General features: G+C 66.2%; 9 protein-coding genes. 6 read left to right on the top strand and 3 right to left on the bottom strand.

Translation table 11 applies throughout. The features are described from left to right. The first annotated feature begins 407 nt into the window (after positions 1-407). Positions 408-773, top strand: coding sequence for a DNA-binding transcriptional response regulator (locus WKW82_RS29665; protein ID WP_340346300.1), 366 nt, complete (start codon positions 408-410; stop codon positions 771-773). A 154-nt stretch (positions 774-927) separates the two neighbouring features. Continuing rightward, on the top strand, positions 928-1,662 hold the full coding sequence (locus WKW82_RS29670) for a Crp/Fnr family transcriptional regulator (RefSeq protein ID WP_340346302.1): 735 nt from the start codon (positions 928-930) through the stop codon (positions 1,660-1,662). Between the two features lie 337 nt (positions 1,663-1,999). Here WKW82_RS29670 and WKW82_RS29675 read toward each other — a convergent pair whose 3' ends face one another. From WKW82_RS29675 to pflB, 3 genes are read right to left on the bottom strand one after another with little or no spacing between them, the layout of a single operon-like run. Then, positions 2,000-3,592 carry an aspartate:alanine exchanger family transporter gene (locus tag WKW82_RS29675; protein ID WP_340346303.1) on the bottom strand — a complete coding sequence of 531 codons (1,593 nt, stop codon included), beginning with the start codon at positions 3,590-3,592 and terminating at the stop codon, positions 2,000-2,002. A gap of 27 nt (positions 3,593-3,619) precedes the next feature. Then, the gene (gene pflA, locus WKW82_RS29680; RefSeq protein WP_340346304.1) at positions 3,620-4,477 is read right to left on the bottom strand and encodes a pyruvate formate-lyase-activating protein; all 858 of its coding nucleotides are present in this window, start codon (positions 4,475-4,477) and stop codon (positions 3,620-3,622) included. A 9-nt stretch (positions 4,478-4,486) separates the two neighbouring features. After that, positions 4,487-6,748, bottom strand: coding sequence for a formate C-acetyltransferase (gene pflB, locus WKW82_RS29685; RefSeq protein WP_340346305.1), 2,262 nt, complete (start codon positions 6,746-6,748; stop codon positions 4,487-4,489). Positions 6,749-7,024: 276 nt separating this feature from the next. On the opposite strand from pflB, the gene WKW82_RS29690 reads away from it, so the two are divergent. From WKW82_RS29690 to WKW82_RS29705, 4 genes are all read left to right on the top strand, one after another. Then, entirely contained in the window at positions 7,025-9,244 is a 2,220-nt protein-coding gene (locus WKW82_RS29690) for a DUF3141 domain-containing protein (protein WP_340346306.1), read from the top strand. After that, positions 9,241-10,425, top strand: a complete 1,185-nt coding sequence (locus tag WKW82_RS29695; RefSeq protein ID WP_340346308.1) for an acetate/propionate family kinase — start codon at positions 9,241-9,243, stop codon at positions 10,423-10,425. The genes WKW82_RS29690 and WKW82_RS29695 overlap by 4 nt, the downstream gene beginning before the upstream one ends. A gap of 5 nt (positions 10,426-10,430) precedes the next feature. Beyond that, positions 10,431-11,210: an enoyl-ACP reductase FabI gene (gene fabI / locus WKW82_RS29700; protein ID WP_340346309.1), complete on the top strand. Its 780-nt coding sequence runs from the start codon at positions 10,431-10,433 to the stop codon at positions 11,208-11,210. A gap of 254 nt (positions 11,211-11,464) precedes the next feature. Then, positions 11,465-12,808, top strand: a complete 1,344-nt coding sequence (locus WKW82_RS29705; protein WP_340346310.1) for a DUF3300 domain-containing protein — start codon at positions 11,465-11,467, stop codon at positions 12,806-12,808. Positions 12,809-12,813 lie beyond the last annotated feature (5 nt).

The raw sequence follows: 12,813 nt of genomic DNA on the forward strand, positions 1-12,813 counted from the left end.
AGAGGCGCTCGGGAAGCCACATTCCCAGGCGCCTCCCCTGCCCCATTGCGCTGGACTTTCATCTCATCCGGACAAGGCCACGGGAACCGTTCAATACCTCAATGAAGCCAAGGTCAGTGCGTGGCGCCTACTCGGTGGGTGCTTGCCGGGTCTGCTGCCAATCGAGCCCCGGTTGGAGCGCCGCGGACTGGGTGCGGTACCCGCAGTGCGCGACGGCCTCGTCCATGGCGGTGGGCTGCAGGTCCGGCGAGCCGGCCACCTAAGTGGATGTTGGGTGCGCATCTCACTACCCAACGCCTGCGAACGGGAGCAGCATCACTGACTGGCGCCTTGCAGGATGAGCGACTGGAGGACAGCCGTTTACGCAATGGCATGGGGCGGTATGTCCTCCACGACATGAGGCGGCGGTGGCGACGACGGCATTCGTACTTGAACCCGATCCGGTGGAGCGCTCCTGGATTGCGTCGGCGCTCGCGCCGCTGGTTGAAACAGTCGTGTTCGTGAGCAGCCCGGCGGCGCTGCTGAGCTTGCAATTGTCCGAGAGAGACTGCCTTGTCGCATGCGCGGAACCCGATGCGAGCGCCGTGCTGGAACTTGTACGCGAGCTCAGGCTCCGGGGTTCGAGACTGCCGGCGATCATGTTCGGCTCTCACACGGCCTTCCGGACCGCAGTGGAACTTGCGCGGATGGAGGCGACCGACTTTCTCGAACGTCCTTTCAGCGCGCGTCAACTCCGTGACGCCGTGCACAGGACGCGCGCGGCCGGTCGCTGAACCGAACTGAATAGGTGGCACCACCCACGCCATAGGTGCGCACCTGCAACCGAATGCGTGGCCGCCACCATATGCCGGCCACACGGCAATGCCTACGCTTGCCCGAGCACTGCCATTCGGCAAGCTGCGGCCCTCCAACAGCCAGGAGCTAACCATGTACGAAGCGACGCGGAGTCGGGAGAGCCATCCGTTCGGCCCTCACCAGATTGACGAACTGCTGCAGCTGGTCCAGGCGAGCGTACCGTTCCAACGGCGGCTGGTCCGAGCCGATGACGTCATCTTTCAGGCAGGTCAGGCGTTCGTGAACCTCTACATCGCCAACAGCGGCTTCTACAAGCTGGTGAACTCTTCAGGCGAAGGTCGCGAACAGGTTGTAGGCCTGCATTTCAAGGGTGATTGGATGGGCTTGGACGGCATTGCCCACGGTTGCTACGGCTGCGAGGCTGTGGCATTGGATACGGGTGAGATCTGGGCGGTCAGTTATGAATCGCTCTTTCATTCGGCGATGAAAACGCCTGCCTTGCTCGCCGCCATGCATTCGGCCATGAGTCGCGAACTGGTGCGCGATCACGACGCCATGCTGTCGCTGTGCACCCTGCCAGCCGACGCGCGTGTCGCCGGCTTCCTGCGTTACTGGGCCGATGCGCTCGAGCAGCGCGGCCTGCGCACGGATCAGGTCACGCTACGGATGTCGCGCGCCGAGATCGGGAACTATCTGGGCATGACGCTGGAGACAGTGAGTCGCGCTCTGTCAAGAATGGCGCGCGACGAAGTGATCCGTTTTGCCGAAAAAGGCCGTCGCGAGATCCACATTCCGCAGGTGCAGGCGCTCACGAGTTTCATCCGTGAGGCCTGTGCTGCGCCTGTCGGTACCGCGAACGCCCGCTGAAGCGGCCTGCGAAGTGCATCACGGTGCGCGCGGCGGCACAGCCGCTGCGCATGCTGCAAGCCCTGGGGCACTGGAACATCAAGGCAGAGACGGCTTGCTTCTCCGAATGGCGAACTGACGACCGGGTTGGCGGATGACGCCAAGGCATGGGCGCCAACCTGATCGTGCTCGGAATTCACGGGCACAAGGGGCTGGTGCGGGTCCTGTGCGGGGCAGCGACGCCGAGGACGTCACGCGGATCGTGGACGTACGGTGCTGATGGTCCATGCACCCGCGGCCGCCCGCAGCGGCTGATCGACAACCTGTCCGCGGCAGCACCCCACATCCAGCCCGCGGCTCACCCGCTCAGCAGCGCCGGCACGATGTCCACGAAGAGGATCTTCACGATCGTCATGCCCGGAAAGATCATCGCGTAGCCGAGGTCGGGCTTCTCCGTGGGGGTCAGCTTGTTCGAGTACGCAAGGATGGCCGGATTGCCGCAAGCGCCGGCCACGATCCCGGCCACTTCGTCATACGGCATCTTGAACACGCCCAGTCCCAGGATGAGGATCGGCACCACGAGCGCGGCCACCACGATGGCGGCCAGTCCGATCATCAGGAAGCCCGTCTGCGAAACCGTGTTCACGAACTTCGGCCCCGACGACATGCCCACCTGCGCCAGGAAGAGCGTCAAGCCCAGGTTGCGCAGCACCAGGTTGGCCGACAGCGGCATGGTCCAGTTCAGGCCGCCGGTGCGGCGCATGTTGCCGAGGATCAGCGCCACGATCAGCACGCCCGACAGGCCCAGCGCAAGCTTGCCGATGCCCGGCAACGGGAAGTTGATGGCGCCGAGCAGGAAGCCGAGCGCCATCCCGAGTCCGATGGAGATGTAGCTGAACTCGGCGGTTCCCTTGATCGAGTCGCCGAAGAACTTGCGCAGCGATGCAAAGTCGTCGCGATGTGCCAGCAGGCCGACGCGGTCGCCGTACTCGAGCACCAGGTTGTCGTTGGGCACCATCTCGGCGTCGCCACGCCTCACGTGCACGAGCACGTGGGGCTTGCCGTCCGGCAGCTTCAGGTCCGCCAGCGTACGCCCGACGGCGGCCGGGCGGGACGCGAAGACGCGGATGTAGTCTAGGTCGCGGCGGTCCCCTGTCATCCGCCCCTTGTGCACCTCACCGAGCTGCCTGGCGGCCTCTTCCAGCGCGTCTCTGCTCTTCCCGGTCACCAGCAGGACATCGTTGGGTTCCAGCGCCGTCGAATGCGTGGCGGGCATGTTGTGATGCGCGCGCCGCACCGCCGCGATCTCGGTGCCGGCTGGCAGGCCGGCCAGCAGGTCGCCGACGGTCTTGCCCTTGATGACAGCGTCGTTCGGCGCAATCTCGAGCATCTCCAGCCCCCCTCCGGCGGGCACCTCGATCTTGGGCTTGAGCACCATGAACGTGATGTAGAGGAAGAGGATCGGCCCTGCCACACCCAGCGGATAGGCCACCGAATAGCCGACCGCCGGATCGTCGTTGCCCAGCGTCACGATGGCCGCCTGCAGCGTCGGCGTGCTGGTGCCTGCGCCCGCGAACAGGCCGAGCGTGTGGCCGAGGTCGAGGCTCGTCATCTTGAGGAACAGCACGCTGACCACGCCGGACAGCAACACGCCCGTCAGCGCGATGAAGTTGGCCTTGCGGCCCGCCGAACTCGTGAGCCCCAGGAAGAACTGCTTGCCGTACTGGACGCCCACGGCATACAGGAACAGTGCAAGCCCCAGCGTGCCGACCATCGGCGCCGGCGCCGACTTCGGTACCAGCCAGCCCATGAACAGGGCCACGAAAAGCACCGCCCCCACACCGAGCGAGAAGCCCTTGATGTTGACTTCACCCAGGAGGTACCCAAGGGCGATGGTCAGGAACATCGCCATCATGGGCTGGGGTCCGAGCGCGCTGCTCAACCATTCCATATCGTTCTCCTTCTTGTTGTCTGGAAATCAGTACACCGTGAGGCCGCGGCTGCGGAACTGCCCGCGGACGCGCTCGCTCAACTCGGGGGATGGCGGCTCCACATCCTTCAGCGGATATTCGAGCCCGAGTTGCTCCCACTTGTCCTTGCCCATCTGGTGAAAGCGCAGGATCTCGACGCGCTCGATCGACTTCAACCCGGCGCAGAACTCGGCCACCTTCTCCACGTTGTCGAAGCCGTCGGTCAGGCCCGGCACCAGCACGTAGCGCACCCACATCGGGCGCCCCAGGTCGGACAGCCGGCGCGCGTAGTCCAGCGTCGGCTGCAGCGGCTGGCGCGTGACCTGTTCGTAGATGACCGGGTCGCCGGACTTGATGTCGAGCAGGTGCAGGTCGATGTACGACAAGTCCTCGTCCGTCATGCGCTCGCCGAGCCGCCCGGCGGTGTCGATGCAGGTGTGGAGGCCGAGTTGCTTGCAGCGCTTGAAGATCTGCATGGCAAAGGCCTTCTGCACCATCGGCTCGCCACCGGAGATCGTGATGCCGCCCTTGCTGATCTTCAGCACCTGCGCGTACTTCTTGATCTCCTGCATGGCGCGCGCGACCGTCACCGGCCGGCCGTTGTGCTTGTGCCAGGTGTCCGGGTTATGGCAGTACTGGCAGCGCAGGAAGCAGCCCGTGAGGAAGGCCACGAAGCGCAGCCCCGGGCCGTCGACCGTGCTGCCCACTTCCCACGAATGGACGTGGCCGACGATGTCGTCTCCGGCGTCGTCGGCCTCCTCCATGTCGCCCGAATGGATCTTGTAGTAGTCCTGCGACTTCGTCTCCGCCGCCCCCTGCCTCGTGACGTGCAGTTCATACCGGCTGCCGGTGAGTGACTGGGCCATCGCGGCCTCCTACATGGCGCCGTGGAAGGTTCGGTTGATCACGTCGAGTTGCTGCTCCCGGTTCAGCTTGATGAAGTTGACGGCATAGCCCGAGACCCGGATGGTCAGTTGCGGGTACTTCTCCGGATGCTCCATCGCGTCCTGCAGCGTCTCGCGGTTCAGCACGTTGATGTTGACGTGGAAGCCGCCACTCGCAAAGTACGCGTCGAGCGCCCCGGTGCCGCGGGCGAGGCGGTCTTCCTCGTTGCCGAGCGCCGAGGGCACGACCGACAGCGTCAGCGAGATGCCGTCCTCCGCATCGTCGTACGGGATCTTCGCCACCGACATCAGCGCCGCCAGTGCGCCGTGCGTATCGCGTCCGTTGGACGGGTTGGCGCCCGGCGCGAAGGGCTCGCCCTTCTTGCGGCCGTCCGGCGTATCGCCGGTGCCCTTGCCGTAGACCACGTTCGACGTGATGGTCAGCACCGACTGCGTGTGCACCGCGTTGCGGTAGCTCGGGTACATGCGGATCTTGCTCATCATCTTCGACACCAGATCGCGGGCGATGTCGTCGACCTGGTCGTCGTTGTTGCCGAAGCAGGGGTATTCGCCCGTGGTCTCGAACGCGGTGATGAGCCCGCGTTCGTCGCGGATCGGCTTCACCTTGGCGAACTTGATCGCCGACAGGCTGTCCGCCGTATGCGAGAGGCCGGCGATGCCGCAGGCCAGCGTGCGCAGCACGTCGCGGTCATGCAGCGCCATCTCGATCGCTTCATAGGCGTACTTGTCGTGCATGAAGTGGATGACGTTGAGCGCATTGACATAGGTCTTCGCCAGCCAGTCCATCATCGGGTCCAGCCGTTCCATCACCTGGTCGTAGTCGAGCACCTCGCCCGTCACCGGGGCCAGTTGCGGCCCGACCTGCGCGCCGCTCACCTCGTCGCGCCCGCCGTTCAGTGCGTAGAGCAGCGTCTTCGGCAGATTCACCCGGGCGCCGAAATACTGCATCTGCTTGCCCACGCGCATGGCCGACACGCAGCAGGCGATGGCGCAATCGTCGCCCCACTTCGGGCGCATCAGGTCGTCGGACTCGTACTGGATGGAGCTGGTGTCGATCGAGGTCTTGATGGCGAAGCGCTTGAAGCCTTCGGGCAGGTTGACCGACCAGAACACCGTCAGGTTGGGCTCGGGTGCCGGGCCGAGGTTGTTGAGCGTGTGCAGCATGCGGAACGCGCTCTTGGTCACCAGCGTGCGCCCGTCCTCGCCCTGCCCGCCCACCACCTCGGTGACCCACACCGGGTCGCCCGAGAAGAGCGCGTTGTACTCGGGCGCGCGCAGGAAGCGGACGATGCGCCACTTGATCACCAGGTCGTCGATGATCTCCTGCGCCTGCGCTTCGTTGAGCTTGCCCTCGCGAATGTCGCGCTCGAAGTAGATGTCCCAGAAGGTCGACAGGCGCCCGGCCGACATCGCCGCGCCGTTCTGCTGCTTGATGGCGGCGAGGTAGCCGAAGTAGGTCCATTGCACCGCCTCGCGCGCGTTCGACGCGGGGCCGGAAATGTCGTAGCCGTAGCGCGCGCCCATCTCCTTGAGTTCCTTGAGCGAACGGATCTGCTCGGACAACTCTTCGCGCAGGCGGATGACTTCCTCCGTCGAATGCCGCTCGTCGAGTTCCTGCTTCTCGCGTTCCTTGTCGGTGACCAGGAAGTCGACGCCGTACAGCGCGACGCGGCGATAGTCGCCGACGATGCGCCCGCGGCCGTAGGCATCCGGCAGGCCGGTGACCACGGAGGCCGAGCGCGCCCTGCGGATGTCTGGCGTGTAGGCATCGAAGACACCGGCGTTGTGCGTCTTGCGGTACTTGGTGAAGATGTCGATCAACGACGGATCGGGCTCGTACCCGTAGGCGCGAAGACTGTCCTCCACCACGCGCCAGCCACCGAAGGGCATGATCGCGCGCACCAGCGGTGCGTCGGTCTGCAGGCCCACGATGATCTCCTGCTCCTTGTCGATGTAGCCGGCCTCGTGCGCCAGGATGCCCGAGGGGATTTGCGAGACGCCGAGGATGCCTTTTTCGCGCTCTTGCGCCAGCAACGGCTTGAGCTTGTCCCACATCGCCTGGGTGCGCGCCGTGGGCCCCTGGAGGAAGCCGCCGTCGCCTTCATAGGGTGTGTAGTTGCGCTGGATGAATTCGCGCACGTTGACCCGGCTCTGCCAGATGCCGGGATTGAAATCGCGCCACGCGCCTCCTGCCATCTTGGCCGCGATATCAAACGCAAGTGGGGTGTCCATGACTGTCTCCTTCGGATGACGCGCGTGGCATCTGCTTTCGCCGCAAGGCGGCCTTTCAGGCGAGCCATGGCCCGCCCCCTGTGCAATCGAACCTGGTGTCGAGACAACCCTGATCACGTGCGCCACGATCTCGCGCTCGCAGGTGCTCCGCGAACCAGCGATGCAACGCTAGTCCTTGGCGCACGGCGCGGAAATCCTACTTTGGTTGGATTTCCACGACGCGCAGCGAAGGCGCAAGCTTCAAGCACCGTGCCGACCGCCGAGAGGAGTGCATTGATGGCAGACAAGGCCCCGCCCCCGACCGCACTGTCCGCACTGTCCGGACTGTGGCCGATGCAGGCTGCGCAGACAGTCTCCGAGTACTTCATCGATGCGTGGCAGCGTTCCATCCTCACCATCGATGTCCTGCGCCAGCGCGGCAACGAGTACCTGGAGCACACGCAGTCCGGCACCCCGCCCGTGCTGGTGTTCGACTACGAGATGGTGCTGGACGCCCGGGGGTTCCAGAAGCCGGCCAACTACGCGCTGGTGCGCATCAAGCCGGACACGCACCACACGCCAACGGACGCAAACAAGCGCCCCTTCGTGGTGATCGATCCGCGCGCCGGCCATGGACCGGGCATCGGCGGCTTCAAGATGGACAGCGAGATCGGCATCGCGCTGCAGCACGGGCACCCCTGCTACTTCGTGATGTTCTTCCCGACGCCGATGGCGGGGCAGACCATCGAGGCCGTCTGCGGCGCCGAGATTGCCTTCATGCGCAAGGTCAACGAGTTGCATCCCAAGTCGGAAGGCAAGCCCTTCGTGATCGGCAATTGCCAGGGAGGCTGGGCGCTGATCATGCTCGCGTCGCTGGCGCCCGAGGAGGTCGGACCGCTGCTGCTGGCCGGCACGCCGGTCTCGTACTGGGCCGGCGTCGAGGGCAAGAACCCGATGCGGTACTCGGGAGGGCTGATGGGCGGCACCTGGCTGGCCTCCCTCGCCGGGGACCTCGGGCACGGCAAGTTCGACGGTGCCAACCTGGTCAGCAACTTCGAGAGCCTCAACCCCTCGAACACCTACTGGAGCAAGCTTTACAACCTGTATTCGCAGGTCGACACCGAGCGCGAGCGCTTCCTCGAGTTCGAGAAGTGGTGGGGCGGCCTGTTCCTCATGAACAAGGAGGAGATGGAGTGGATCACGAAGAACCTCTTCGTGGGCAACAAGCTCTCCGCCGGCGAAGTCGAGTCCTTCGACGGCAAGCACCGCGTGGACATCCGCAACATCCGCACGCCGATCATCGTGTTCGCCTCGTGGGGCGACAACATCACGCCCCCGCAGCAGGCGCTGAACTGGATTCCGGACACCTACTCCAGCGTGGAAGAGATGCGGCTGAACGAGCAGACCATCGTCTACTGCCTGCACGAGAAGATCGGTCACCTGGGCATCTTCGTCTCCGCCGGCGTGGCCAAGCGCGAAACGTCCGAGCTGGCCAGCGCGCTCGACCTCATCGAGACGCTGCCGCCCGGACTCTACGAGGCGCTGATCCAGGACACGCAGCCCGACATGCCGGGGCTCGCCTTCCTCGACGGCCGCTATCTCATCCAGCTGGCGCCGCGCACCATCGAGGACATCCTCGCGCTGGACGACGGTCGCGAGGATGAAAAGGCCTTCGAGGTGGTCGACCGGGTGGCGCAAATCAACCAGGGGCTCTACGACACCTTCGCCTCGCCCGTGGTCAAGGCGATGACGACCGAGGCCACCGCCGAGGCGGCCCGCGCTGCCAACCCCGCACGCGTGGAGCGCTGGGGTTTCTCGAACCTCAACCCCTGGATGTTCTGGGTCCAGGCGATGGCCGAGATCGTGCGTGAGAACCGTAAACCGGCCGCGCCGGACAACCCTCTCACGGCCCTCGAGCGCCAGGTGTCCGGCAACATCGAGCAGTCCCTCGATCGCGTGCGCGATGCGCGCGACCAGATGTCCGAGCGCATGTTCAAGGCGATCTACGAGGCGCCGTGGCTTGCGGCGGCCGTCGGCCTCGGTGGCGGCGCAACGGGCCGCCGCGGGCCGAAGTCGACGACCTGGGAACATGAGGAACTGCGGCGCACCAAGCGCCTCGAGATCGAGAAGCAGATCGAGTCCGGCACGACGCTCGATGCATGGGCGCGCCTGCTGCTCTATGTGCGACGCGAGGAGAACATCGTCGACGAGCGTCCGTATAACCTCATGCGGCGCATGATCGACGAGATGAAGCCCGAGCGGCGTCCGACGCTCACCGCGGTGAAGGAAGCGATGAAGCGGCAGGCCTTCGTGCTCGCGCTCGACGAAGAGCGCGCGATCGCCGCCCTGCCCGGCCTCATTCCCGAAGCCCCGGTCCGCCGCCGCTGCATCGATGCGGCGCGCAAGGTCGTGAGCGCGCGCGGCACACCCACGCCGCACCAGGAAGAGCGCTTCCGCCACGTGGAGGACTTGCTGTCGCTCGCAGCGCCGAAGCGGCGCAGGAAACCGTCGCCATGAGCGATGCGATCGTGGTGCTCAATGCGGGCTCGTCGAGCATCAAGTTCTCGCTGTTCGCCGGCACGGAGGATTTGCCGCTGGTGGCCGGCGGCCAGGTGTCAGGCGTGTACACCACGCCTCACTTCATCGCCAAGGATGCCAACGGCCAGACGGTCGCCGAGAAGCGCTGGGAGTCGGGCGCCACTCTGGGCCACGACGGCGCCCTCGCGCACATCGTCGACTGGTTCAAGGCCACGCACAGCGCTGCGCATCGGCTGGGCGCGGTCGGCCACCGCGTCGTCCATGGCGGCACGGACTTCGCGGCGCCGGTGCGTGTGGACAGCGAGGTGGTGGCGCGGCTCGAGAAGCTGGTGCCGCTCGCGCCCCTGCACCAGCCTCACAACCTGGCGCCGATTCGCTTGCTGCTGCAAAGCTCGCCCGACCTGCCGCAGGTGGCCTGCTTCGATACCGCGGCGCACCGTTCGAATCCACCGTTGGCACAGATGTTCGCGCTGCCCAAGGCGCTCACCGATTCCGGCGTGCGGCGCTACGGCTTCCATGGGCTCTCCTACGAATACATCGCATCGGTGCTGTCGCAGCATGACAAGCGCGCGGCGCGCGGCAAGACCGTGGTGCTGCACCTGGGCAACGGCGCGAGCATGTGCGCGCTGGAAGGCGGCCGCAGCATCGCCAGCACGATGGGGTTCACGGCCGTCGACGGGCTGCCAATGGGCACGCGCTCCGGCGCACTGGACCCGGGCGTGTTGCTCTACCTGATGGACGAGCACGGCATGGATGCCCGCGCGATCGAGAAGCTGCTCTACAGCCAGTCCGGCCTGCTCGGCGTCTCGGGCATTTCGAGCGACATGCGCGAGCTGCTCGCCTCCGACCAGCCGGATGCCGCGCTGGCGGTCGATCTCTTCCTTTATCGCATCGGTCGAGAGCTGGGATCGCTGGCTGCCGCACTCGGTGGGCTCGATGCCATCGTCTTCACAGCCGGGATCGGCGAACGGGCGGCGGTAGTGCGCGAGCGCGTCTGCCGGCAGGCCGCATGGCTCGGCGTCGAACTCGATGCCGAGGCCAACGCCGCGCAAGGCCCCCGCATCAGCACACCGGGCAGCCGCACCGCGGCGTGGGTCATCCCCACCAACGAAGAACTCATGATCGCGCGGCATACGCGGGATCTTCTTGCACGAGGATGAACCCCATGCCGACACCGCACAACCCCGTCCTCGCCGGCAAGAAAGCCCTGGTGGTCGGAATCGCCAACGAGCATTCGATTGCCTACGGTTGCGCGCATGCCTTCCACACCCTTGGCGCCCAGCTCGCGATCACCTACCTCAACGACAAGGCGCGGCCACATGTCGAGCCGCTGGCCCAGGCCTTGGCGGCGCCGATCGTGCTGCCGCTCGACGTCGAGAAGGAGGGGGACATCGAAGCCGTGTTCCGGGTCATCGAGGACACATGGGGACGGCTCGACATCGTCGTCCACTCGATTGCATTCGCGCCGAAGGCCGACCTGCAAGGCGGGCTGCTGACGTGCTCGGCGGAAGGCTTCAAGCGCGCGATGGACGTCTCGTGCCATTCCTTCGTGCGCATGGCGCGACTCGCGGCGCCCCTGATGAACGAAGGCGGCACCATGTTTGCCATGAGCTACCACGGCGCGCAGAAAGTGGTGCCCAACTACAACGTGATGGGGCCGGTGAAGGCGGCGCTGGAGGCGGCCTGCCGCTACCTCGCCTACGAACTCGGGCCGCAGGGCATCCGCGTGCATCCGGTCTCGCCCGGCCCGTTGAAGACGCGCGCGGCCTCCGGCCTGAAGGATTTCGACCTGCTGCTCAACGAGGTGGCGGGCCGGGCACCGGTGGGGGAACTGGTGGACATCGACGACGTCGGCTTCGCCTGTGCCTACCTCGCCACACCCTATGCGCGCCGCCTGACCGGGCAGACGCTCTACGTCGACGGCGGCGTGAACATCATGGCTTGAATGAAGCCCACCCCCGCAGCGCCTCATTCGCCCGGACGGCCGCCAGAGGCGGCTGCTCTTCCAGGCCGTCCAAGCCCGCACAGGCAGGCTTGGAGCCGCGGCCTTCAGCCCTCGAGGGGGCGCACCCAGCGACCCGGCAAAGCCGGTTCCGCGGGTGCCCACGAACGGGCATTGCTCGTCCGGGTTTTATACGTCGCGGGTCACGCGATAGCGCGGTGGAAAACTGAAATGAAACCTTGAGCAGGGACTTGTCAATGAAGCAGCTACGGCACTCGCCCCCATCCAAGCCCTTCCTCGCCTCGCTGGCCATACCCTTGCTGGTGGCGAGTTGCGTGGCCCCACCCGCGCCGTATGTGGCGGTGCCTGTCTCCGGCACGGCGCCGCGATCCGTCACCGCGCCTCCGCCGGCCGCGTCCGCGCAGAGCAGTGCGCCGTTCAGCGTCGAGCAGATCGACCAGATGATGGCACCCATCGCGCTGTACCCCGATTCCCTGCTGTCGCAGGTCCTGATGGCGTCCACCTATCCGGCGGACGTGGCCGACGCGGCCAGATGGTCCAAGGCGAACGCCCAGCAATCCGGCGACGCCGCGGTAAAGGCTGTCGAGAACGAGCCCTGGGATCCGAGCGTCAAGTCCTTGGTCGCATTCCCGCAGGTGATCCAGGTCATGGGCGACAAGCCGGATTGGGTGCAGAACCTCGGGGACGCCTTCCTCGCCTCGTCCAAGGACGTGCTCGATTCCGCCCAGCGGCTGCGTGCCAAGGCGCAGGGCACGGGCAACCTCAAGACGTCGGAGCAACAGAGGGTGGGCGTTGCACCGGACCCCGAGACCCAGCAGAACGTGATCACGATCGAGCCGGCGGATCCGCAAGTCGTCTACGTGCCGACCTACAACCCGACCGTGGTGTACGGCACCTGGCCGTACCCCGCCTATCCGCCCTACTACTACTATCCACCGTCCATGTACTACCCCGGCTACTACCCGGGCGCGGCCTTGGCGACGGGCATTGCCTTCGGCATCGGCGTGGCCGCGACGGCCGCGCTGTGGGGCAACTGCAACTGGGGACGCGGCGACGTGAACATCAACGTCAACCGTTTCAACAACATCAACACCAACCGGCAGCTCAGCGCGAACCAGACCAATTTCCGCCACAACGCCGAGAACCGCCGTGGCGTGCCGTACCGCGACGGCCGCAGCCAGCAGCAGTTCGGCCGCAACGTGCCGGGTGCGGAGCAGCGTGGCGACTTCCGCGGCCGTGACACGCCCCGCGACGCACAGCGCCAGCAGGCGCAATCCGCATTGCAGCAGCGCGGCATGGACCCGGGCCAGGGGCGCAGCGAACTGCGCAACGACCCCGGCACACGCGACCGCGCACAGGCTGCAGCAGGCGGACGTGGTGGCGGCGGCTTCGAAGGCGTGAGTGCCCGCGGCGGCGACAACGCATTCCGCGGTGCTGGCAATGCAGGGCAGGCGCAGCAGCAATTCAACCGCGGCAGTTCGAGCCGGCAGTCGATGGGCCAGTCGTACGGTGGCGGCTTCAGCGGCGGCGGGGCACGTGGTGGCGGTGGTCGCGGCGGTGGCCGCGGCGGGCGTCGGTAGGAGAC

The organism is Variovorax rhizosphaerae (genome assembly GCF_037889975.1).
Taxonomy (GTDB): Bacteria; Pseudomonadota; Gammaproteobacteria; order Burkholderiales; family Burkholderiaceae_C; genus Variovorax; species Variovorax rhizosphaerae.